Annotated in this window: 25 protein-coding genes; 15 read left to right on the forward strand and 10 right to left on the reverse strand. The window is 64.5% G+C overall.

What is annotated here, in order from left to right:
* The first annotated feature begins 1 nt into the window (after window position 1).
* Complete coding sequence (locus tag LC083_RS07430; protein ID WP_226699817.1) at window positions 2-1,420, forward strand: amidohydrolase; 1,419 nt, start codon at window positions 2-4, stop codon at window positions 1,418-1,420.
* Here LC083_RS07430 and LC083_RS07435 read toward each other — a convergent pair whose 3' ends face one another.
* Both LC083_RS07435 and LC083_RS07440 read right to left on the reverse strand, forming a co-directional pair.
* Complete coding sequence (locus LC083_RS07435) at window positions 1,421-1,861, reverse strand: TIGR01244 family sulfur transferase (protein ID WP_226699818.1); 441 nt, start codon at window positions 1,859-1,861, stop codon at window positions 1,421-1,423.
* Window positions 1,858-2,676, reverse strand: a complete 819-nt coding sequence (locus tag LC083_RS07440) for a TerC family protein (protein WP_226699819.1) — start codon at window positions 2,674-2,676, stop codon at window positions 1,858-1,860. The genes LC083_RS07435 and LC083_RS07440 overlap by 4 nt, the downstream gene beginning before the upstream one ends.
* 258 nt (window positions 2,677-2,934) lie before the next feature.
* Between LC083_RS07440 and LC083_RS14060 the strand changes: the two genes are divergently transcribed.
* The 7 genes from LC083_RS14060 to LC083_RS07480 all read left to right on the forward strand — a co-directional run bounded on the left by LC083_RS14060 (window position 2,935) and on the right by LC083_RS07480 (window position 9,856).
* Window positions 2,935-3,705, forward strand: coding sequence for a cold-shock protein (locus LC083_RS14060; protein WP_319003420.1), 771 nt, complete (start codon window positions 2,935-2,937; stop codon window positions 3,703-3,705).
* Window positions 3,706-3,836: 131 nt separating this feature from the next.
* Window positions 3,837-5,027, forward strand: coding sequence for an aspartate aminotransferase family protein (locus LC083_RS07455; RefSeq protein WP_226699820.1), 1,191 nt, complete (start codon window positions 3,837-3,839; stop codon window positions 5,025-5,027).
* A complete protein-coding gene (gene argF / locus LC083_RS07460; protein ID WP_226699821.1) occupies window positions 5,027-5,998 on the forward strand; it encodes an ornithine carbamoyltransferase in 972 nt (323 codons plus the stop codon). Before LC083_RS07455 ends, argF begins: the two co-directional genes overlap by 1 nt.
* A 38-nt stretch (window positions 5,999-6,036) precedes the next feature.
* Complete coding sequence (locus LC083_RS07465) at window positions 6,037-6,942, forward strand: Hsp33 family molecular chaperone HslO (RefSeq protein ID WP_226699822.1); 906 nt, start codon at window positions 6,037-6,039, stop codon at window positions 6,940-6,942.
* A gap of 119 nt (window positions 6,943-7,061) precedes the next feature.
* Window positions 7,062-7,478, forward strand: a complete 417-nt coding sequence (locus LC083_RS07470; protein ID WP_226699823.1) for a hypothetical protein — start codon at window positions 7,062-7,064, stop codon at window positions 7,476-7,478.
* Between the two features lie 40 nt (window positions 7,479-7,518).
* The gene (gene queC / locus LC083_RS07475; protein WP_226699824.1) at window positions 7,519-8,235 is read left to right on the forward strand and encodes a 7-cyano-7-deazaguanine synthase QueC; all 717 of its coding nucleotides are present in this window, start codon (window positions 7,519-7,521) and stop codon (window positions 8,233-8,235) included.
* A 4-nt stretch (window positions 8,236-8,239) separates the two neighbouring features.
* The gene (locus tag LC083_RS07480; RefSeq protein WP_226699825.1) at window positions 8,240-9,856 is read left to right on the forward strand and encodes an MFS transporter; all 1,617 of its coding nucleotides are present in this window, start codon (window positions 8,240-8,242) and stop codon (window positions 9,854-9,856) included.
* Between the two features lie 12 nt (window positions 9,857-9,868).
* Here LC083_RS07480 and LC083_RS07485 read toward each other — a convergent pair whose 3' ends face one another.
* Together LC083_RS07485 and LC083_RS07490 are read right to left on the reverse strand one after the other, a co-directional pair.
* Window positions 9,869-10,399: a superoxide dismutase family protein gene (locus LC083_RS07485; protein WP_226699826.1), complete on the reverse strand. Its 531-nt coding sequence runs from the start codon at window positions 10,397-10,399 to the stop codon at window positions 9,869-9,871.
* 99 nt (window positions 10,400-10,498) lie between these two features.
* Entirely contained in the window at window positions 10,499-11,626 is a 1,128-nt protein-coding gene (locus tag LC083_RS07490) for an OmpA family protein (protein ID WP_319003421.1), read from the reverse strand.
* A gap of 506 nt (window positions 11,627-12,132) precedes the next feature.
* Here LC083_RS07490 and LC083_RS07495 point away from each other — a divergent pair.
* Window positions 12,133-12,774 carry a YqaA family protein gene (locus tag LC083_RS07495; RefSeq protein ID WP_226699827.1) on the forward strand — a complete coding sequence of 214 codons (642 nt, stop codon included), beginning with the start codon at window positions 12,133-12,135 and terminating at the stop codon, window positions 12,772-12,774.
* Here LC083_RS07495 and LC083_RS07500 read toward each other — a convergent pair.
* Window positions 12,771-13,448 (reverse strand): Crp/Fnr family transcriptional regulator, encoded by a 678-nt coding sequence (locus tag LC083_RS07500; protein ID WP_226699828.1) that lies wholly within the window; start codon window positions 13,446-13,448, stop codon window positions 12,771-12,773. The two genes, LC083_RS07495 and LC083_RS07500, sit on opposite strands and share 4 nt — an antisense overlap.
* Window positions 13,449-13,507: 59 nt before the next feature.
* Between LC083_RS07500 and LC083_RS07505 the strand changes: the two genes are divergently transcribed.
* A complete protein-coding gene (locus LC083_RS07505; protein WP_226699829.1) occupies window positions 13,508-14,353 on the forward strand; it encodes a sterol desaturase family protein in 846 nt (281 codons plus the stop codon).
* A gap of 52 nt (window positions 14,354-14,405) precedes the next feature.
* On the opposite strand, the gene LC083_RS07510 is transcribed toward LC083_RS07505, so the two are convergent.
* From LC083_RS07510 to LC083_RS07525, 4 genes are all read right to left on the reverse strand, one after another.
* Entirely contained in the window at window positions 14,406-14,837 is a 432-nt protein-coding gene (locus LC083_RS07510) for an OsmC family protein (protein ID WP_226699830.1), read from the reverse strand.
* Window positions 14,838-14,895: 58 nt separating this feature from the next.
* Window positions 14,896-16,146, reverse strand: a complete 1,251-nt coding sequence (gene spt / locus LC083_RS07515; RefSeq protein ID WP_226699831.1) for a serine palmitoyltransferase — start codon at window positions 16,144-16,146, stop codon at window positions 14,896-14,898.
* The gene (locus tag LC083_RS07520; protein ID WP_226699832.1) at window positions 16,146-16,388 is read right to left on the reverse strand and encodes an acyl carrier protein; all 243 of its coding nucleotides are present in this window, start codon (window positions 16,386-16,388) and stop codon (window positions 16,146-16,148) included. Before LC083_RS07520 ends, spt begins: the two co-directional genes overlap by 1 nt.
* A 108-nt stretch (window positions 16,389-16,496) precedes the next feature.
* Window positions 16,497-16,865, reverse strand: a complete 369-nt coding sequence (locus LC083_RS07525; protein WP_226699833.1) for a response regulator — start codon at window positions 16,863-16,865, stop codon at window positions 16,497-16,499.
* A gap of 141 nt (window positions 16,866-17,006) precedes the next feature.
* Here LC083_RS07525 and LC083_RS07530 point away from each other — a divergent pair, with 141 nt between their 5' ends.
* Genes LC083_RS07530 through LC083_RS07550 form a run of 5 tightly spaced genes read left to right on the forward strand, consistent with a single transcriptional unit; the run spans window position 17,007 to window position 20,172 of the window.
* Window positions 17,007-17,213: a DUF3572 family protein gene (locus tag LC083_RS07530; protein WP_409996173.1), complete on the forward strand. Its 207-nt coding sequence runs from the start codon at window positions 17,007-17,009 to the stop codon at window positions 17,211-17,213.
* Window positions 17,210-17,839: an HAD family hydrolase gene (locus tag LC083_RS07535; RefSeq protein WP_226699834.1), complete on the forward strand. Its 630-nt coding sequence runs from the start codon at window positions 17,210-17,212 to the stop codon at window positions 17,837-17,839. The genes LC083_RS07530 and LC083_RS07535 overlap by 4 nt, the downstream gene beginning before the upstream one ends.
* The gene (locus LC083_RS07540) at window positions 17,836-18,294 is read left to right on the forward strand and encodes a RidA family protein (protein WP_226699835.1); all 459 of its coding nucleotides are present in this window, start codon (window positions 17,836-17,838) and stop codon (window positions 18,292-18,294) included. Before LC083_RS07535 ends, LC083_RS07540 begins: the two co-directional genes overlap by 4 nt.
* Complete coding sequence (locus LC083_RS07545; protein ID WP_226699836.1) at window positions 18,266-19,039, forward strand: glycerophosphodiester phosphodiesterase family protein; 774 nt, start codon at window positions 18,266-18,268, stop codon at window positions 19,037-19,039. The genes LC083_RS07540 and LC083_RS07545 overlap by 29 nt, the downstream gene beginning before the upstream one ends.
* Window positions 19,036-20,172: a GNAT family N-acetyltransferase gene (locus LC083_RS07550; protein WP_226699837.1), complete on the forward strand. Its 1,137-nt coding sequence runs from the start codon at window positions 19,036-19,038 to the stop codon at window positions 20,170-20,172. Before LC083_RS07545 ends, LC083_RS07550 begins: the two co-directional genes overlap by 4 nt.
* Before the next feature lie 3 nt (window positions 20,173-20,175).
* Here LC083_RS07550 and LC083_RS07555 read toward each other — a convergent pair whose 3' ends face one another.
* Window positions 20,176-20,508, reverse strand: coding sequence for a sel1 repeat family protein (locus LC083_RS07555; RefSeq protein ID WP_160608758.1), 333 nt, complete (start codon window positions 20,506-20,508; stop codon window positions 20,176-20,178).
* Window positions 20,509-20,734 lie beyond the last annotated feature (226 nt).

Consider the following 20,734-nt stretch of genomic DNA (forward strand, 5'->3'; position numbering starts at 1 on the left):
CATGAACAGAATCGCTCTCTTTGCAGCCGCCAGCGCCATGCTCGCCGCTCCGCTCGCCGCCCAGACCGCCGACCCGCTTGCCGAAGTTGACGCACAGGGCGATCGCACCGCCCGTGTCGCCCAGCAGATTTGGGATTGGTCGGAACTCGGCTATCTCGAAGCGGGCTCGAGCGGGCTGCTGCAGGACGAACTGCAGAGCGAAGGCTTCAAAGTGGAGGCGGGCGTTGCCGACATTCCCACTGCCTTCATGGCCGAATGGGGCAAGGGCGGTCCGGTCATCGCCATCCTGGCCGAATATGATGCGCTGCCGGGCATCAGCCAGACCTCAGCGCCCACGCGCGAGCAGTCGGAGCTGGGCGCGGGCCATGCCTGCGGGCACAACCTCTTCGGGGCGGGCTCGCTGACGGCGGCGATCGCGGTCAAGCGCTGGCTCGAAAAGACCGGCACGCCCGGACGCATCCGACTGTACGGCACGCCTGCCGAGGAAGGCGGCTCGGGCAAGGTCTACATGACCCGCGCCGGCCTGTTCGAGGATGTCGACATCGCGCTGCACTGGCACGCCGACGACGAGAACAGCGCGGCTGCCCGCACCAGCCTGGCCAACCGTTCGGCCAAGTTCCGCTTCCGCGGCGTTTCTGCCCATGCTGCCGGCGCGCCCGAACGAGGGCGCAGCGCGCTCGACGGGGTCGAGGCAATGAACATGATGGTGAACATGATGCGCGAGCACACCAGCATGGATACGCGCATCCACTACGTCATCACGGAAGGGGGCGCGGCGCCTAACGTCATTCCCGATTTCGCGGAAGTGTTCTATTACGTCCGCCATTCCGATGCGGAAGAAGTGCGCGCCCTGTGGACCCGCCTCGAAGCCGCTGCGAAGGGCGCGGCGATGGGGACGGGCACCGATGTCGACTGGGAAATCATCCACGGCAACAACCCGCTGCTGGTGAACGAGACGCTGGCGAGGGTGATGGACGCGAAGCTGCGCAGCCTCGGCGGTATCGAATACACCGCAGAAGAGAAGGCGTGGGCGGAGAAGATATCGGCCAGCTTCGGCGACAATGCCAAGCCGCTCGAGGAAGCGGCCAAGGTCCAACCCTACGAAAAGACGCTGGGCTATGGCTCGACCGACGTGGGCGACGTGTCCTGGGCCACTCCCACGGTCGGCGTGCGCACGGCGACCTGGGTCCCGGGCACCAGCGCGCATAGCTGGCAGGCGGTCGCTGCAAGCGGCCACTCGATCGGGCACAAGGGCGCGGAACTTGCCGCCAAGGCCCTCACGCTGATGGCGGCGGAACTCTACACCAATCCGCAGCTGCGCGAGGCCGCGCGGGCGGAATTCGTCGAATCGCGGGGCGAGGATTACGAATATGTCTCGCTCGTGGGCGACCGCGCCCCGCCGCTCGACTATCGCAAGTAATCAGCCCCGCGCGCGGGCGGCCAGCGCCTCGATCGTCGGGCCCAGCGGCGTTACGTCGTAGCCGGCCCCCATGGCGAGGGCTGCGATCTCCGAAGGATCGCGGCCCGCAGCAGCCTGGGCGAGCGACCACAGGAAGGTCGAGCGCGTGCCCGACCGGCAGAAGCCGAGGATCGGCCCGTCATTCGCGTCGATTGCGGCCTGCAGCGCCTCGACCTCGGCAGGGCCGAAGCCTCCGGGCGTGATCGGAATCGCGAGATAGCCGATGCCTGCCTCCGCAGCGGCAGCCTCGATTGCGGCACCGTCGGGCTGGCCGGGTTCTTCGCCTTCAGGACGATTGTTGACGATCAGCGTGATGCCGAGCGCTTTCGCAGTGGCGACGTCATCCGGCTGGATCTGCGGGCTGGCGTAAAAGCCGTCGGTGACCTTGCGGAAATCGCTCATGCCGCGCCCCCTTCGCTGGCAGCCGCCGCAAGCCGCGTACGGCGGCGGCGCTGGACGATGTTGAGAATTTCGACACCGACCGAGAAGCCCATCGCGGCGTAGATGTAGCCCTTGGGCACGTGGAAGCCGAAGCCGTCGGCGATCAGCACGAGGCCGATCATCACGAGGAAGGCCAGCGCCAGCATCACCAGCGTCGGGTTCTTCTCGATGAAGCGCGCCAGCGGGTCGGCGGCGACCATCATGATGCCGACGGTGATGACCACGGCCGTGACCATGATCGGGATGTCGTCGGTCATGCCGACAGCGGTCAGGATCGAATCGACCGAGAAGACGAGGTCGATGGCCACGATCTGCGCGATCACAGCGCCGAAAGTCGCCTTCACGGCGGCACCGGTTCCCGGGGTCTTGTCGAGCAGATCGCCGGAATCGTCTTCCGGCTCCATCGAATGGTGGATTTCCTTGGTGGCCTTCCAGAGAAGGAAGAAGCCGCCTGCAAGCAGGATCAGGTCGCGGCCCGAGAATGCCGTTTCGAAGCTGGGTTTCCCATACTCGTTCTCCGCCCCCACGATGCCGAGGTCGAACAGCGGCGTCTGCAGCGTGACCAGCCAGCCGATCAGCATGAGGAGGCCGATGCGCATGATCAGCGCCAGCGCCAGGCCGATTCTTCGGGCCCGCTGCTGCTGGTGCTCGGGCAGCTTGTTCGACAGGATCGCGATGAAGATGAGGTTGTCGACCCCGAGGACGACTTCGAGCGCGATCAGCGTGAGCAGGGCGAGCCAGGCAGCCGGATCGCTCAACAGGGCTATGATATCCATGTGGGCGCGATGGCGAAGGAATGGGCCCGATGCAAGCGAAACGCTGCTGCAATGCGCCATGCGGAAATGTCACAATCGTGCGTGACAAGGGCCTCAAATGCTAAAACATTCGCGTGTCGCGATCTTTCGCGCTATGCGTAGGGTCATGAGGGGTAGGTCTCGCGCGTTTTCGCACGTGCCCGCCCGCGCTCGGCACGTCTTTCAGCCCTCGTGCCGGCGCACTGACTACCGGGCTGAGCACAAGGTATTTCGAGGGTTATGGGTTACGACAGAGGGCGGCGCCGCGGACGGGACAAGCGGGACGGTTTCGGTGAAGACAATTACGATCCGTTCGGTGGCCCCCCGGGTGGCTTCGAACAGCAGGGCGGCGGCTTCGGCGGCGGCGACCGATTCGGTGGCGACCGCGATCGCGGCGGCTACGGCGGTGGTGACCGCGGTGGTTTCGGCGGCGGTGACCGTGGCGGCTTCGGCGGCGGCAACCGTGGCGGTGGCGGCTTCGGCGGCGGCCCGCGCGGCGGCGGTGGCGGCGGCAATCGCATGCCCGCCCAGGTCGTCGGCACCGGCAAGGGTACGGTGAAGTTCTTCAACGCACAGAAGGGCTTCGGCTTCATCCAGCAGGAAACCGGCGGCGAAGACATCTTCGTCCACATCAGTGCTGTCGAACGCGCAGGCCTCGAAGGTCTCGCCGAAGGCCAGGAACTGGAATTCAACCTGGTGGATCGCGGCGGCAAGGTTTCGGCGCAGGATCTCCAGGTCGTTGGTGACGTCATCGAAGTCGAACAGCGCAGCGCCGCACCGCGTCGCGAGCTGACCGGCGAAAAGGCGACGGGCACCGTCAAGTTCTTCAATTCGATGAAGGGCTTCGGCTTCCTGACCCGCGACGATGGCCAGCCGGACGCATTCGTGCACATCAGCGCGGTCGAGCGTTCGGGCCTGTCCGCCATCAACGAGGGCGAACGCTACGAGTTCGATCTCGAGGTCGACCGACGCGGCAAGTACTCGGCGGTCAATCTCGTCCCGGCGGAATAATTCCGCCGGAATCCACCCGCCCGGTTTGACCCGCGGCGAGCGAGGCAATAGATCGTCGATCAACACGCAGATGGCGGTTCCCTGATGGGGCCGCCATTTGTCGTTTCAATTTCGTGAGTGCCGGAGGCCCCATGTCGATTACCCCGTTGATGCCCGTCTATCCCCGTTGCGGCGTGCGCCCCGTTGAAGGCGACCATTGCCACCTGATCGACGAGGACGGTACCCGCTACCTCGACTTCGCCAGCGGCATCGCGGTCAACCTGCTCGGCCACAGCCATGCCGGCCTGATCGGCGCCATCCAGCGCCAAGCCGAAAAGCTGATGCACGTTTCCAACCTCTACGGCAGCCCGCAGGGTGAAGCGCTGGCCCAGCGCCTGGTCGATGCGACTTTCGCGGACACGGTGTTCTTCACCAATTCGGGCGCGGAAGCGGTCGAGGCCGCGATCAAGACCGCGCGCGCGTATCACCAGCACGAAGACGGCAATTCCGACCGCTTCGAACTGATCACCTTCTCCAACGCCTTCCACGGTCGCACGATGGCGACCATCAGCGCGTCCAACCAGGAGAAGATGCACAAGGGGTTCTACCCCATGCTGGCCGGCTTCAAATATGCCGAGTTCGACAATCTCGACAGCGCCAAGGCCCTGATGAGCGACAAGACCGCCGGTTTCCTGGTTGAACCGATCCAGGGCGAGGGCGGCATCCGCCCGGCCTCGGACGAGTTCATGCAGGGCCTGCGCGCCTTGTGCGACGAGCACGACCTGATGCTGGTCCTCGACGAGGTGCAGTGCGGCGTCGCACGCACTGGCAAGCTCTACGGCTACGAGCATTACGGCATCGAGCCTGACATCATGGCGACCGCCAAGGGCATCGGTGGCGGCTTCCCGCTGGGCGCCTGCCTCGCGACCGAAAAGGCTGCGCGCGGCATGGGCTTCGGCACGCATGGTTCGACCTATGGCGGCAACCCGCTTGCGATGGCTGCCGGCATGGCGGTCATGGATGCCGTCGCGAATGACGAATTCCTCGCCGAAGTCACCGAAAAGGGCGAGCGCCTGCGTGCCCGTCTCGAACAGTTCATCGGCAATTACCCCGACCTGTTCGAACTCGTGCGCGGCAAGGGCCTGATGCTCGGCCTCAAGATGAAGGTCGAAAGCCGTCCCTTCTTCGTCCACCTGCGCGACAACCACCAGCTGCTGACGGTGGCCGCAGGCGACAACACGCTGCGCGTCCTGCCCCCGCTGGTGGCAGGCGATGCGGAATTCGATGAATTCATCGAAAAGCTTTCCGCAGGCGCGGCGAGCTTCGAGCCGGAAGACGCCTGATGGCAGGCGGCAGCGCACTCGACCTGGGGCCGGCAGTGAGGAATTTCCTCGACCTGTCGGACGCGGGCGGGGATGCGATTGCCGCCATGCTTGCCGATGCGCAGGACCGCAAGGCGGCGCGGGCGGGCTGGCCCAAGGGCAAGCCCGACGCCGATGCACCGCTCACGGGCCATGTCCTCGGCATGATCTTCGAGAAGAATTCGACCCGCACGCGCGTCAGCTTCGATATCGCGATGCGCCAGCTCGGCGGATCGGCGCTGATCCTCGATTCCGGCACAAGCCAGTTGGGGCGCGGTGAAAGCATCGCCGACACTGCCCGGGTGCTCAGCCGGATGGTCGATGCGATCATGATCCGCACCGACGATCATGCCAAGGCCGAGGAACTGGCGCACCATGCCCACGTGCCGGTGATCAACGGGCTGACCGACCGGTCGCATCCCTGCCAGATCGTTGCCGACCTGCTGACCATGGTGGAACACGGCAAGGCGCTGCCCGGGCTGGAGCTTGCATGGCTGGGCGATGGCAACAACGTGCTCCATTCGATTCTGGAAGCGGCCGGTATCTTCAAATTCAATGTCCGCGTAGGCACGCCGCAGGGCTACGAGCCGGATGCCGAATTCGTGGACATGGCGCGGGCAGGCGGTGCCAATGTCCTGCTGACGAAAGATGCGCAGGAGGCGGCGCGGGGTGCCGATATCATCGTCACCGATACCTGGGTATCGATGGGCCAGCAGCACGCGCACAACAAGCTGGCGGCGATGGCGCCGTTCCAGGTCGACAAGCGCCTGATGGAACTCGCCGCGCAGGATGCCAAATTCCTCCACTGCCTGCCTGCGCATATCGGCGAGGAAGTCACCGAGGACGTCTTCGAAAGCCCGCAATCGGTCGTCTTCGACGAGGCCGAGAACCGGATCCACGCGCAGAAATCCGTCCTGCTGTGGTGCTTCGGCCTGCTTGCCGCAGGTGACTGACCCCTGTTAATCGGGGCATGCCGCCCCATATGGCGCCCATGACGCAGATCCCCGCTTCACCCGAAGAGACCTTCGCCGGTCGCACGCTCGCTTTCGCCATCCCCTCGCGCAATGCGCGCGGCAGGGTGGTGCGCCTTGATAGCACGCTCGACGAAATCCTCGGTGCGCACGACTATCCTGCCCCCGTCACCCACCTGCTGGCAGAAGCGCTGGTGCTCGCAACGCTGATCGGCGGACTGCTCAAGGACGACGCCTCGCAAGTGACCATGCAGGCGCAGACCGAGGCGGGCGCTGTCCGGCTGCTGGTGTGCGACTACAAGGCGGGCGCGCTTCGCGGCTATGTCGATTTCGACGAGGCGAAGCTGGCGGAACTGGGCGCCAATCCGTCGCTCTTCGCCCTGTTCGGCAAGGGCTATCTCGCGATCACCTTCGACATGGCCGACGGGCGCGGGCGGTACCAGGGCATCGTTCCGCTCGAGGGCGATTCGCTGGCCGATGCCTGCCAGAGCTATTTCTTCCAGTCCGAGCAGGTACCGACGCTGATCCGCACGGCCGTCAGGTCGGGCAAGGACGGCAGTCTTGCTGCAGGCATGCTCCTGCAGCACCTGCCCGATGGCGAGGAAGGGCGCGAGCGCCTGCACGCGCGGCTCGACCATCCGGAATGGGAGCATGTGGCTGTCATGGGCGGCTCGCTGCGCCACGACGAACTGCTCGACGAAGCGCTTTCGCTCGAGGCGATCGTCTGGCGCCTGTTCCATGAAGAAGATGAAGTACGCATCATTGCGGGACATGAAGTAACCCGCGGTTGTCGCTGCTCGAAAGAGCATTACGAAATGGTACTTGCGAAGTTTCCTGAAGAGGACCGCGCCGATATGCGCGACGATGACGGGATCATAATGGTCGACTGCGCATTCTGTTCGCGCAAGTTCCCGATCGAGGCGTAAATCCCGCCTGTCGAGGCGGAACCGACAACCGAATGTCGCTGTTCTACAACTGTTCAGCGCGAATTGTTCATAGACTGATGCTAGCGAATCGGCTCGCGAGCACGATGACGAGGTGGATCATGGGACCATTCAAGGCCCGCAAACGCATGGCTGTCCTGGGCGCGATTGTCGCCCTGCCGGCGCTTGGCCTGGCTGCACCTTCGATGGCGCAGGCCTCGCTCGCCATGCTCGCCTCGCTCGATAGTGGTGCATGGGAAGTGCGTTTTCGCGACGGCAGTCCCAGTCGCAAGCTGTGTGTGCGCAGCGGACGCGAATTCATCCAGCTCCGCCATACGGAGAGCGGGTGCAACCGCTTCGTCGTCGAAGATGGCAAGGACGAAGTGACGGTCCAGTACACTTGTCCGGGCAATGGCTACGGCCGCACGAACATCCGCAAGGAAGGGTCTGGCCTCGTCCAGATCGACAGCCAGGGGATTGCCGACGGTCGTCCGTTCCAGTTCTCTGCCGAAGCCCGCCGGACCGGCACCTGCAAGTGAGCATTGCCGAGGCGGCGGCTCTTCGTTAGCTGCCCCTCTCATGCCTGCAACTGACACCCAGCCGAAACCTGTGGCCGTCCTGCTCCTGTCGGGCGGTCTCGATTCCATGGTCACGGCCGCGCTGGCCCAGGAGGCCGGCTTTGGCGTCCATGCGCTGACGATCAACTACGGCCAGCGGCACAGCCGCGAACTCGAATCTGCGCGAGCGATTGCTGAACGTCTCGGCGTAGAGCGTCATGTCGAACTGCCGCTCGATCTCAGGAAATTCGGCGGGTCGGCCCTGACCGACGATATCGATGTGCCGAAAACCGGGGTCGGCGACGATATTCCGGTCACCTATGTCCCCGCGCGCAACCTCGTCTTCCTCGCGTTGACTACGGCGTTTGCGGAAAGCGCCGGCTCGAGCGACATCTTTATCGGCGTGAATGCGCTGGATTACTCGGGCTATCCCGATTGCCGCCCCGAATTCATTGCCAGCTTTGCCGAAACGGCACGGCTCGGCACCAAGCAGGGCGTGGAGGGCAGGCCCTTCCACATCCACGCCCCGCTCCAGCATATGACCAAGGCGGACATCGCGCGCGAATGCCATCGCCTGGGTCTCGATCCGTCATGGAGCTGGTCCTGCTATGACCCGGGCGCAGATGGCCTGGCGTGCGGAGCCTGCGACTCGTGCCGCTTGCGTCGAAAGGGCTTTGCCGAGGCGGGTCTTGTCGATACGACCGCTTACCGGGCCGATGCGCCGGAACTGAGGGAGTGAGAGATTGAGCCAGACTGATGCGAGCAACGAGACAGAGACACAGGCATCGGCTCAAACAGACGCGAAAGTCCCTGCCTACAGTTGGTACGCACTGGGCGTGTTGGTCGTGGTCTACATGCTCAACTTCATCGACCGGCAGATCCTCTCGATCCTGGCCAATGATATCAAGGCCGACCTCGGTGTCGGCGACGACTATCTGGGGTTCCTCTACGGTACCGCCTTCGCGGTTTTCTACGCGCTCTTCGGCATCCCCCTCGGCAAGCTGGCGGATAGCTGGAAGCGCGTCCGGTTGATGGCCATCGGCCTGACGCTGTGGTCGGCCATGACCGCACTGTCGGGCTTTGCGAAGACCGCGGCAGGCCTGACGGTTGCCCGTATCGGCGTGGGGGTCGGGGAAGCGACCGCCAGCCCCTCTGCCTATTCGCTCATTTCGGACTGGTTCCCTGCGCGCCTGCGCGCCACTGCCCTCGCGATCTATTCGTCGGGCCTGTATGTCGGCGGCGGCATCTCGCTGCTGATCGGCGCGATGGTGGTCGAGGCCTGGAACGAGGCATATCCCGGCGGCGGCCCGCTGGGCCTTGTAGGCTGGCAGGCCGCATTCCTCGCGGTCGGCATTCCCGGCCTGCTGCTCGCCATCTGGGTCCTCAGCCTGCGCGAACCCGTGCGCGGCGAGATCGACGGCCTGCCAACGCCGGAAGATCCGGAGCCGTTTCGCGGCTTCATGCGCGAACTCTTCCAGGTCATCCCGCCGTTCACGATTTTCGGCGCGGCCATGCGCGGTACTTCGGCGCTGATGGTCAACCTTGCCGGTCTCGTGGGTTTCGCGGTGCTCGCCTGGGTCATGACCCAGATCGCGCCTGCCAGCGCAGCGCTGCTCCCCGGCATCGTATCCGACCAGTGGCTGTTCCTGGGCATCGGCTATTATGCCGTATTCAGCTGGGCGATGGGGCTGAAGGCGCGTGACCTGCCCACCTTCAAGCTGACCTGGGGGTCGCCGGCCTTCCTGACCGTCATCCTCGGCTACGGTATGGTCGCCTTCATGTCCTATGCCGGATCCTATTGGGGCGCTCCCTACGCAGAGCGTGCATTGGGTGCGGCAAAGTCGGACCTCGGGTGGTTCCTCGGTGCACCGGCCGCAGTTGCAGGCTTCCTCGGGGTGATCCTCGGCGGACGACTTGCCGATTTCCTGCTGGAACGTCGGCCCGAAGGCCGCCTCTACGTGGTGATGTTCGGCCTCGTGGCGCCGATCCCGGCGCTTCTTATCGCCTATACAACGGACATCCTGGTCACGTTCTACATCGCCAGCTTCTTCGCCAATATGTTCTCCGCCTCGGCACTCGGTGCAGCAGCGGCGAGCAGTCAGGCACTGGTCCTGCCGCGCATGCGTGGTCTCGCGACGGCGACCTTCTTCCTGTCGACGACGCTGGTGGGCCTTGGGCTTGGTCCGTTCATGGCCGGATATGTCTCGGCCACCAACGGCGACAACCTGTCCTTCGGTGTGCTGTCGACGCTCGTTGCCGTGCCGATCGGCTTGGTGCTCCTGCTGGCTGCTATGAAGCTCGTGCCTGCAGCCGGAGCGAGCGTTGTGGAGCGTGCCCGGGCTGCAGGGGAAAACGTCTAGGACAGTAGGCGATCAGGCGGGGCGCAATACGCCGCACGCGATCCGCGAACCGGCATCGCCGGCCGGGTCGCTGCGATAATCGTCCGCGCCTGCATGGATCATCACGGCCGCACCGTCTGCGTCGAAGATGTCGGCCAGGACCTGGTCGCGCGGGCCTGAAAGATCGAACTCTGCGGTAGCAGTGCCGTTGGCGCCGACGACAAGGTTGGGCAGGTCCCCGAGGTGCTTGCCGGAAGGGTTCTCGCTTCCGTGCTGGCGACCTGCCGGATTGAGATGGCCGCCTGCGCTCGTGAAGCCGGGTGCTTCGCATTTGCCGGTCGTATGGAGATGGAAGCCGTGAGGGCCCGGTTCGATCCCGGTGACGGCAACGGCGATGCTCACCGTGGTGCCGTCTGACAAGAGCTGTGCCGTCCCCGCTGGGACACCGTTGGCGAGGGTCAGGCTTGCTTGGCCGACGCGCTCTGTCGGCAGGCTGCTCAGGGTGCTGCACCCGCCAAGTGCGAAAGCAAGCAGGGCAGGGGCGGCTAGACTTTTCGAAATCATGTGGTCGATCCTCGCAAGTTTGGTGTCTCTGCAAGGCCCAACGAAAAAGGGGCCGGATTGCTCCGGCCCCTAATCCTGTTTCTACCTTGAAGGGTAGAATTACATGCCCGAACCCGGACCGTAGGTGACTTCCACACGACGGTTCTGGAGTTCGCGGACGCCGTCTGCGGTCGGAACGCGAAGCTGCGTTTCGCCGAAGGCTTCGCTGCTGATCCGGCCATCGGGGATGCCGCGGGCGGTCAGGTAGTCGCGAACCGACGAGTTACGACGCTCTGCCAGGCCCATGTTGTACTGGGCCGAACCCGAGGTGTCGGTGTGGCCAGCGAGCATGACCGAAGCCATACCGCAGTTGGCGTATGCCGAAACCGCGTTGTCGAGGATCGTCGCTGCTTCCGGAGTGATGTCCGACTCGTCCCAGTTGAAGAAGACGATGTACGGGCCCTGCTGGCACACCGGAGCCGGCGGCGGCGGCGGCGGGGGGGGCGGCGGGGGCGGCGGCGGCGGCGGCGGCGGCGGAGGCGGCGGGGGCGGCGGGGTCGGAGCACCGAAGTTGTAGGTCAGGGTGCCCATGAGCGAGTGCGTGCGCCACTTTTCGTCGAGCGAACGACCGCCAAGGTCGACGACTTCCACGTCTTCGGCGGTGAACATGCGATAGCGCAGGCCGACGTCGACATTGTCGCTCAGCGGAGCGTTGATGCCGGCAAGCAGCTGCCATGCAAGGTCAGTGCTCGAATCGTCGATCGACGGGCTGCCAGCGCTGGCAATACGAGCTTCGACGCTGGTGCGAGCAACACCGATACCAGCACCCGCATAGAACTGGAGGCCATCGTCCGAACCGAAGTCGAACAGACCGTTCAGCATGAAGCTGAGCGAGTCGATACCGCCATTGGCAGCATATTCGCCAGCAGGAGCAACCGCGCCAACAGCATTGGCAAGGCTGGCACCGACGTCGACGCTGTCGAGCGAGGCATCGCGGTAGCTGGCTTCTGCTTCGAGGCGGAATGCACCGAAGTCGTAACCGACGTAACCACCGCCATCGAAACCGTAGTCGGTATCGAGGCTGACGATGCTGGTTTCATTGCCGTCGGCATCGCGGACGGCGAGGTCGAGATCTTCCGCAAGCATCGGGCCGAATTCGGCGCCGATGTACCACGAATTATCTCGTGCGAGGGCAGGCGACGCAAGGGCCGTAGAGGCCATCGCCATTCCTAGGACGAAATTCCGCATTATTTATTTCCCCTTTTTGCGAATTTAAGCCACCGAGTGAAACTTATCTAACTTTCCCTCAGCAAGGTGGCAAGCTGCCTTTGAACGGGAACTGTTGCAAGAATGTCGCGATTCCCGTCAGATTATTGGGTTGTCTGGCGGGTTTCCCCGTCCAGCACGCGGCTTTAACGTGACCGCCCGAAACTAGTTCCGACAAATCAGACGAATAGGCCGAACTGTCGCAAAACGGCTACAACTTCCCCAATCGCGGCCCATGCTTCGGTATCGATGGTGCCTCCCCTGGACGGTTCGAACAGGGCGCCAAGGCGCATTCAGCTACTCGAGTATGCCAACGACGAGGCGGCGCTTTAGTCCCTAATGGCCATGCCATCGCACGGTCGACGAAGCTCCAGCTACCCCTGGTCCTCCTAATCGCCTTTGTTTAGCCAATTGAGTTATCTTGAAGTGCTTGTCTACACTGCGAGGCCGGCATAATTGCCGCGCTTCGGACGAGAAGGGTCACACCAGTGCTGCGCAGCCTCTACAACTGGACGATGGACAAGGCCGCGCACCCGCATGCGGTGTGGTGGCTGGCCTTCTTCTGCTTCATCGAATCCTCCTTCTTCCCGATCCCGCCGCACCCGCTGCTGGGCCTCATGTGCCTCGCCGAACCGAAGAAGGCGGTGAAGTTCGCGACTGTCGCGACGCTGTCGTCGGTCGCGGGCGCGCTGCTCGGCTACGCGATCGGCTGGGGGCTGTACGACACGGTCGGCGTGTGGCTGATCTCCAGCCTCGGCCTCAGCGAAGCCTTCCCGGTCGCTGCCTGCCACTTGCGCGAATACGACTTCGAGGCGATCCTGATCGCCGGCGCCACGCCTGTCCCGTTCAAGCTGCTGACGATCACTGCCGGTTTCGTGGGCATGAACCTCGTTACTTTCGTGCTGTCGAGCCTGTTCGCCCGCGCGCTCATCTTCATGACGGTCGGTATCCTGTTCCGCGTTTTCGGTGCGCCGATCAAGCGGCTGATCGACAAGTACCTCGGCCTGTTGACCACGCTGTTCGTCGTGCTGGTGGTGGGCGGCGTGCTGGTGCTCGCCCAGTTCGGCAGCAGCGATGAAGGCAGCGACGACGTCTGCGCCAACGCTCCGGCTATCGAGGCCGGCGCCTAGGCCAGCGCAAAGGCCGCGAGCCGCTCGCGGTCGGGCACCCTGATGCGGCCGTAGCCGCGCTCCACCAGCCGTTTCGCCTGCAGCTCGCGCAGGGCCGCATTGGCGGTCGCGCGCGTCACGCCGAGGAGGTCGGCCAGTTCCTGCTGGGTGATCGCGACAGTCCCGTCCTCTCCCGCCATGTTGGCGAGCAGTTCGGCAAGGCGGGCAGGGTTGGTTCCGCGCCTTACGCTGGCAAGGATCGCGAGGACGTCCTGCAACTGCGCCGACAATGCGCCGAGCAGGGCCTTGCTCGATGCCGGGTAATTGCCCAGCGCATCGAGAAACCGGCGCGCGGCGATGAAGCGGATGCGGCTGGTCCCGCGCGACACGGCATCGACGATGCGCGGGCGGCCGGAGAACACCGCCAGCTCGCCATAGGAATCGCCCGGGCCCAGCAGGGCCATCGCGCGGAACTCGCCATCGGGCAGGAATTGTCCGACCATGACCGAGCCTTCCTCGATCAGCCAGAAACCGTCCGCCTGCGTCCCGCGCTGCTGGATGAGCTGCCCGTCGGCGAATTGCCGGTCGACGCCGCCATTGCGCAAATGCGCCTGGAGCGAGGGATCGAGCGCAGTGAACAGCATGGGTGTCACCAGCGAGCGCCGAGTCGTGCGAGAATGTAAAATATTCGACATTCTTGCGCCTCGGTAAACGCTAGACAGCGAATCGACAAGTTTGTCCGGGGAGAGGACACATGCCTGCATCGACCATCGCCATCGTGGCGATCTATCTCGGTTTCGCGCTGCTGGAGCTGTGGCGCTCCAACCTTTTTTCGAAGGAAGAGCAGTCGCGCGACGACGGGATCGTCGAGGCCATCAGCATGACCATGCTGCTCGCCGTGACCCAGCCGACCGTGCTGCTGCTGGCGGGCAAGGTCGCCGACATGGTCGCGCCGCAATATGCAGGTGCGCTGTCGGGCCTCAACATCTTCGCCGCGATCGCGCTGTTTCTCGTGCTCGACGACATGCTGCAATACTGGTGGCACCGCGCGAGCCATTCGACGCCGTGGCTCTACAACCTCCACCGTGCCCACCACAACGCGCGCTACATGAGCGTGCGGCTCGTCTACCGGAACAACATCATCTACTACGCCATGATGCCCAGCCTGTGGATGTCGGGCATGCTGATCTGGCTCGGCCTCGGCTGGGTCTACGCAGGCTACATCGTGGTGAAGCTGCTGGTCATCACCAGCGCGCATTCGGACGTTGCCTGGGACAAGCCGCTCTATGCGAAGAAGTGGCTCTCGCCCGTCATGTGGGTGGTCGAGCGCACCATCTCGACGCCCGCCACGCACCATGCCCACCACGGCCGCCATGCCGACGATCCGGCGGTCCACTACAAGGGCAATTACGGAAACCTGCTGTTCTTCTGGGACGTGCTGTTCGGCACGGCCAAGATCACCCGCACCTTCCCGGTAAGCTACGGGGTCGAGAACCTCGCACCCGCAACGCTCGGCCAGCAATTGCTGTGGCCGATCTTCCCGGAGAACAAGGTGATGGACGAACCGGTTGGAGAGGGGACGACCGCAAAGGTCGCCTGACGGAAAGGCCGGCCGGTTTTCGCGACCCTCCGGCCGGTCTTTCCATTTCCGCTCAGCCTTCGAAGGCGGTTTCCAGAGTTATCTCGCAATTCAGCAGGCGCGAGATCGGGCAGTTCGCCTTGGCGTCTGCAGCCAGCTCCTCGAACTTCGCCTGGTCCATGCCCGGGACCGATCCCCTGGTCGAAAGGGCCGAGCGGGTCACGGTGAAGCCGCCGTCGAGCTTTTCCAGCGTCACTTTCGCTTCGGTTTCGACCTTGCCGTCGGTGAAGCCGGCTTCGGCCAGCTTGAACGAGAGCGCCATGGTGAAGCAGCTCGCATGGGCTGCGGCCACCAGCTCTTCCGGGTTGGTCCCGGCCGCATCCTCGAAGCGCGTGTTGAAGCCGTAGGGCTGGTCCGACAGCGCGCCCGAGCCGGTCGAGACATGGCCCTTGCCGTCCTTGCCGAGGCCTTCGTAGGTCGCGCTGCCGCTATTGGTCGTCTTCATCGGTGCAATCTCCTTTGCACCGATGAGACGGATGGCCGGACCTGCCGTTCCCGCAGGCTCAGATGATGCCGACGGCCTTGCCCGATTTCTCGAAGATATCGAGGATCTGTCCGACCTCGTCCTCGCTGTGTTCGGCACACAGCGAGCAGCGCAGCAGCGTCATGTTGGCAGGCGTTGCCGGCGGACGCGCGAGGTTCACGTAGAGGCCATTCTTGATCAGCGCTTCCCACATGGCCGCGCCCTGCTGGAGGTCGGGCATGATTACCGCGATGATCGCGCTCTGCGGTTCCTCGGTGCCGAGCTGGAAGCCCAGGTCCTTGAGGCCTTTGTGCAGTGCCTTGGAATTTTCCCAGAGATGCGCGCGCTTGTTCGACCCGTGCATCAGCTTGCGGATCGAGGTGCAGGCTGTCGCCACCACGCTCGGCGGGAGCGAGGCGGTGAAGACATAGGGGCGGCACACAAGGCGCATGATCTCGAACTTGGGGTGGTTGGAGACGCAGAAGCCGCCCACCGTGCCCACGCTCTTGGAGAAGGTGCCGATGATGAAATCGCAATCGTCGATCACGCCGGCCGCTTCGCACACGCCGCGCCCGTGTTCGCCGATGAAGCCCATCGAGTGCGCTTCGTCGACCAGCACCATGGCACCGTATTTCTTGGCGACCGCGACCATTTCCTTCAGCGGCGCGACATCGCCCAGCATCGAGTAGACGCCTTCGAGGATGACCAGCTTGCCGGCCCCTTCGGGAATGCGCTTGAGGCGCTTTTCCATCGCTTCGATGTCGTTGTGCTTGAAGGGCACGACTTCGGCATTGCCCATCGCGCAGCCGTCCCAGATGCTGGCATGGCTGTCGATGTCGAGGATGATGTAATCGCCCTTGCCCGCGATGGTGCTGATGATCCCGAGATTGGCCTGGTAGCCGGTCGAGAAGACCATCGCGTGGTCCATGTCGTAGAAGTCCTTGAGGGCTTCCTCGACGTCCTTGTGACCCTGGTAGGTGCCATTGAGCACGCGGCTGCCGGTGGTGCCCGCACCGAAATCGGTCAGCGCCTGCTTGCCCGCCTCGACCACGTCGGGGTCGAAGGTCATGCCCATGTAGTTGTAGGTGCCGAGCAGGATCGTCTCGCGCCCGTTGCAGATCGCGCGGGTCGGCGAGAGGACCTTTTCCATCACCAGGTTGAAGGGATCCTCGACACCGCTGTCGAGCAGGCCCTGGCGCATGGCGATGATGTCGTCGAACTTGGAGAACAGGTCCTTGCCTTCGCCCTCGCGCTCGATCGGCTGGTCCGGCTGGGAGATGCCCTCGCTCATCAGTCGGCCTGCATCTTGGTCACGGCATCGACGAGCTGGCCGTAGGTTTCGATCTCGGCCTGCTGGTTCATCGAGATGATGATGTCGAACTCGTCCTCGATCTCGGCGACGAAATCCATGACCGTCAGGCTGTCGAATTCCAGGTCGTTCTGGAAGCTCGTGTCTTCGGTGATGGTGACGCCCTTCTTGTTGAAGGGTTCGGCGATCTCGCGAATCTTCGCGTCGACTTCCGCTCGGTCCATGAAGGTCCTGTCCTTGTAATGCGTGGCGAGCCGCAGCTGTTGCGGTTCATGACCATTGGCGCGGCAAAGCGGTTTCCGCAGGGTTTTGTCAAGCGCGGCGGCGCGTTCCTATTCGCCGACCAGGCGGCGCACGGCGGCCATGAAGGGGCCGATAGACACCGGCTTGGCGAGGTAATCCTCTGCCCCGGCACCGCGAATCCGTTCCTCGTCGCCCTTGCCGGCATAGGCAGTCACGGCCAGCACCGGCACTCTCGCCAGTTCGCCGTCGCGCTTGATTTCGGCGATCAGGTCGACCCCGCTCACGCCGGGCAGCTGGATGTCCATGATGACGAGGTCGGGCGAGAACTTGCGCGCGGTCGCCAGCACGTTGTTGCCGTCGGCCACGGGAACGACTTCGTGCCCGTTTGCCTTGAGCACGTCACAGAACAACTTACGATTGAGATCGTTGTCCTCGACAACGAGGATTCTTCTTGCCACGGGCCTGCCGTCTCCTGCGAATGGCGCAAGTACCGGCAGGCGGCATAGGGACAAGCGAAAGGGCTGACAATTCCTGCATCGGACAAAGCTGACGAAACGCGCGCGCCGGAAGTCCTGGCGCTGGAAGCGCTGGGCTGGGCGCTGGTCGACGAGCGCCGGGCAGAGCGCCTCTTGTCGCTGACCGGCCTGACGCCCGAACGCCTGCGCCACGGCATCGCCGAACGCGAAGTGCAGGCCGCGGTGCTCGAATTCCTCGCAAATCACGAACCCGACCTTATCTCGGCAGCCGATGCGCTGGGCACGACGCCCGAAGCGCTGGTCGCTGCCCACAGGAGCCTGTCACAATGAGCCGCCCGCTGATCATCACCGATTGCGACGAAGTCCTGCTCTACATGGTGTCGCCGTTCCGCGACTGGCTGGACGAGACGCAGGGCGTCGACTTCCACATGGGGACGAACGATTTTTCCAAGGCGCTGCGCTGGCAGGAAAACGGCGAATATCTCGCGCCGGACGAAATCTGGCACATGCTGGGCCGCTTCTTCGATACCGAAATGCACCGCCAGTCGCCCATTCCCGGCGCGATCGAGGGCATCAACACGCTGGGCGAGAAAGCCGACGTGGTGGTGCTGACCAACCTCGTCGACAAACGCCAGCAGATGCGCACCGAGCAGCTGGCCGACCACGGTCTTGCCGCGCGGGTCTTCACCAACCAGGGCCCCAAGGGCCCGGCGCTGCAGCGCATCCTCGAAGAATACAATCCGACCAAGGCGATCTTCATCGACGACCTTGCGCAGCACCACCGCTCCGCACGCGAGACGATCGGGACGATCACCACGCTACATTTGTGCGGCGAGCCGATGCTTGCCCCGCATATCGACTGCGCCCACACCTCCGGCCATGCCGATGCCCGCATCGACTGCTGGACCGAGGCGCTGCCCTGGCTGATGGGCGAACTGGAGAGGGAAGAAGCATGAGCATCGAAGCGAAACTGGCCGAACTGGGCCTCACCCTGCCGCAGGCCGCGGCACCGGTCGCCAGCTACCAGGCAGTGGTCGTCACCGGGAACATGGCCTTCCTGTCGGGCCAGCTGCCCTTCGTCGACGGCCAGCTCGTCACCGGCAAGCTGGGCGCGGACGTCTCGCTCGAAACCGGACAGCAGGCCGCGCGAGCCTGCGGGCTGATGATCCTTGCCCAGCTCAAGGCAGCCGGGCTGCTCGAACGCGTGGAACAGGTGGTTAAGCTGGGCGGCTTCGTTGCCAGTACTCCCGATTTCACCGACCAGCCCAAGGTCGTGAACGGCTGCAGCGATTTGATGGCCGAGGTGTTCGGGGATGCCGGCAAGCATGCGCGCAGCGCGGTCGGGGTGCCGGTCCTCCCGCTCGATGCCGCGGTCGAGGTCGATGCGATTGTCGCCCTTCGCCCTCATTGACCGGCTGGTCGTTCCGGCACCCGACCCCGCGCGGGTCGGGTGGCTGCGGACATGGACCTATGCCCACCGCGGCCTTCACGGGCCGGGCCGGATAGAAAACGGGCCGAGCGCCTTTCGCGCCGCGGTGGAAGCGGGCCTCGGGCTCGAATGCGATATTCAGCGCAGTGCCGACGACTGGCCGATGGTCTTCCATGACTGGGATTTCGCCCGGCTGGTCGGGCGACCGGAGAAGACGGAAGCGCTGACCCGCGAAGAATGGCGCGAGCTCGCCTATCTCGAAAGCGAGGACCGGCCGATGGACCTGCCCGAGCTGCTGGCGATGGTCGCAGGCCGGGTGCCGCTGCTGATCGAGATCAAGTCGCGTCGCGGCTACGATGTCGAGCTCACCTGCCGCCGCGTGGCCGATGCGCTGGAAGGCTATGCCGGCCTCCACGGTGTGATGAGCTTCGATCCGCGCGTCTCGCGCTGGTTCGCGAGGCATAATCCGCAAACGGTGCGCGGCCTCGTCATGCGCGAGGACGAGCGCGGCTACACGCAGTCGGCCGCCAGCCGCCATCTCGCCCTGTGGGCGGCACGCCCCGAATTCATCGCCTACCATGTCGCGGCCTTGCCGAACCCGATGGTCGCGGAACTGAAGGTGCGCGGGATGCCGGTCCTCACCTGGACCGTGAACTCGCCCGAAAGCCGCGCGGTCGGCGAAGAACATGCCGATGCCCTGATCGCGGAAGGAGCGGGGCTGGCGTGAGCGAGGGCGACCTGGCGGCAAGGGTGGCCGGATCGGTCGGCGCGATCGACCGCGATGCCTGGAATGCGCTTGCCGGGGACAATCCCTTCGTCTCGCACGAATTCCTCACCGCGCTGGAGGATTCGGGCAGTGTCGGACCCGGCACAGGCTGGCAGAGCGCGCCGCTGGTCATTTCTTCGGCAGGCGGTCCGCCGCTTGCTGCCATGCCTGCCTACCTCAAGAGCCACAGCCAGGGCGAATATGTCTTCGATCATGCTTGGGGCGATGCCTACGAACGGGCAGGGGGGCAGTATTACCCCAAGCTCCAGATCGCCGCGCCTTTCACGCCGGCCACGGGCCCGCGCCTGCTGCTGTCGGACGAGAGCCTTGCCGCGCCCCTCCTGAAGGCGGCCGAGCAATTGTGCCTGCAGAACGGCTTTTCGAGCGCGCATGCGACCTTCATCGAACCGGCGCAGGTCGCCCTGTTTGAAAAGGCCGGCTGGCTGATCCGCAAGGACCTCCAGTTCCACTGGCACAATCGCGGGTTTGCAGGTTTCGACGATTTCCTCGCCACGCTCACTTCGCGCAAGCGCAAGGACCTGCGCAAGGAGCGGTGCACGGCGCAGGCAGGGCTGGAGATCGTGAAGCTGCGGGGCGGGGAGATCCGGCCCGAACACTGGGACGCCTTCTGGGTCTTCTACCAGGACACCGGCGCGCGCAAATGGGGTCGGCCCTATTTGACGCGCGAGGCCTTCGACCTCTTCCACGAGCGGATGGGCGAGAAACTGCTTCTCATCCTTGCGCTGGAAGACGGGCTGCCGATTGCCGGCGCGCTCAATTTCATCGGGGGAGATGCGCTCTACGGGCGCTACTGGGGCTGCACGAAGGACGTGCGCTTTCTGCATTTCGAGCTGTGCTATTACCAGGCCATCGATGTCGCCATCGAACTCGGCCTCGACCGGGTCGAAGCCGGCGCGCAGGGCGGGCACAAGCTGGCCCGCGGATATGAACCTGTCGAAACGGTCTCGGCGCACTGGATCGCCGATCCGGGTTTTCGCGAGGCGGTGGCCGATTTCCTGACACGCGAACGCGCCGGAGTGGCGGCCGATCGTAACTACCTCGCGCGCCGCACCCCGTTCAGGCGCGGCGGGTAGGAATCAGGCGACGCGGCGTTCGCCTTCGCACAGCCACTGGCGTGCACGGCGCTGAGCTTCGGAAATTTCGCGGGCGGTCATTTCGTCCGAAATGTCGGCACGGCACCAGGCAGCTTCCTCGTGACCCTTGGATGCGGCGATGTTGAACCACTTGTGCGCCTCGATCATGTCGCAGGCCACGCCGTGGCTGCCGGTCGAGAAAGCAACGCCCAGGTCGTAGAGCGCGTCGATGCTGCCCTTGGCAAACGCACCCAGATATTCAGCGATGGTCGCTTCGCCTTCACCGGTCTGGTCGATGCGGCCGGCGCCCCCTTCGATGCTCGTCAGTACGGTCATTTCGAACTTCCCCCATTGGCCCGGCCCCCCGCCGGGTGAGGACAGTCCTCGCCTGTTATGGTCAATAAAAGGTTAACGCGGTTTTCGTTACCTCGCCGGGGATGCGGTCCATTTGTCACAGGTCGGTGAAAGGATTGGGATTGCGCCTTGTGCCGGAAAGTCGTGCGACCTATAGGCCGCGCCATCGAACAGGCGGCGAGGTACCGGAAAGATCCGGACCAGCAGG

This window comes from Qipengyuania gaetbuli, assembly GCF_020524765.1.
In the GTDB taxonomy this organism is placed as follows: Bacteria; Pseudomonadota; Alphaproteobacteria; order Sphingomonadales; family Sphingomonadaceae; genus Qipengyuania; species Qipengyuania gaetbuli_A.

Excerpts from the sequence above, each read along its gene's own strand:
- LC083_RS07430 (WP_226699817.1), top strand. The coding sequence starts at position 2 with ATGAACAGAATCGCTCTCTTTGCAGCCGCCAGCGCCATGCTCGCCGCT.
- LC083_RS07435 (WP_226699818.1), bottom strand. The coding sequence starts at position 1,861 with ATGAGCGATTTCCGCAAGGTCACCGACGGCTTTTACGCCAGCCCGCAG.
- LC083_RS07440 (WP_226699819.1), bottom strand. The coding sequence starts at position 2,676 with ATGGATATCATAGCCCTGTTGAGCGATCCGGCTGCCTGGCTCGCCCTG.
- LC083_RS14060 (WP_319003420.1), top strand. The coding sequence starts at position 2,935 with ATGGGTTACGACAGAGGGCGGCGCCGCGGACGGGACAAGCGGGACGGT.
- LC083_RS07455 (WP_226699820.1), top strand. The coding sequence starts at position 3,837 with ATGTCGATTACCCCGTTGATGCCCGTCTATCCCCGTTGCGGCGTGCGC.
- argF (WP_226699821.1), top strand. The coding sequence starts at position 5,027 with ATGGCAGGCGGCAGCGCACTCGACCTGGGGCCGGCAGTGAGGAATTTC.
- LC083_RS07465 (WP_226699822.1), top strand. The coding sequence starts at position 6,037 with ATGACGCAGATCCCCGCTTCACCCGAAGAGACCTTCGCCGGTCGCACG.
- LC083_RS07470 (WP_226699823.1), top strand. The coding sequence starts at position 7,062 with ATGGGACCATTCAAGGCCCGCAAACGCATGGCTGTCCTGGGCGCGATT.
- queC (WP_226699824.1), top strand. The coding sequence starts at position 7,519 with ATGCCTGCAACTGACACCCAGCCGAAACCTGTGGCCGTCCTGCTCCTG.
- LC083_RS07485 (WP_226699826.1), bottom strand. The coding sequence starts at position 10,399 with ATGATTTCGAAAAGTCTAGCCGCCCCTGCCCTGCTTGCTTTCGCACTT.
- LC083_RS07490 (WP_319003421.1), bottom strand. The coding sequence starts at position 11,626 with ATGCGGAATTTCGTCCTAGGAATGGCGATGGCCTCTACGGCCCTTGCG.
- LC083_RS07500 (WP_226699828.1), bottom strand. The coding sequence starts at position 13,448 with ATGTCGAATATTTTACATTCTCGCACGACTCGGCGCTCGCTGGTGACA.
- LC083_RS07505 (WP_226699829.1), top strand. The coding sequence starts at position 13,508 with ATGCCTGCATCGACCATCGCCATCGTGGCGATCTATCTCGGTTTCGCG.
- LC083_RS07510 (WP_226699830.1), bottom strand. The coding sequence starts at position 14,837 with ATGAAGACGACCAATAGCGGCAGCGCGACCTACGAAGGCCTCGGCAAG.
- spt (WP_226699831.1), bottom strand. The coding sequence starts at position 16,146 with ATGAGCGAGGGCATCTCCCAGCCGGACCAGCCGATCGAGCGCGAGGGC.
- LC083_RS07520 (WP_226699832.1), bottom strand. The coding sequence starts at position 16,388 with ATGGACCGAGCGGAAGTCGACGCGAAGATTCGCGAGATCGCCGAACCC.
- LC083_RS07535 (WP_226699834.1), top strand. The coding sequence starts at position 17,210 with ATGAGCCGCCCGCTGATCATCACCGATTGCGACGAAGTCCTGCTCTAC.
- LC083_RS07540 (WP_226699835.1), top strand. The coding sequence starts at position 17,836 with ATGAGCATCGAAGCGAAACTGGCCGAACTGGGCCTCACCCTGCCGCAG.
- LC083_RS07545 (WP_226699836.1), top strand. The coding sequence starts at position 18,266 with ATGCGATTGTCGCCCTTCGCCCTCATTGACCGGCTGGTCGTTCCGGCA.
- LC083_RS07555 (WP_160608758.1), bottom strand. The coding sequence starts at position 20,508 with ATGACCGTACTGACGAGCATCGAAGGGGGCGCCGGCCGCATCGACCAG.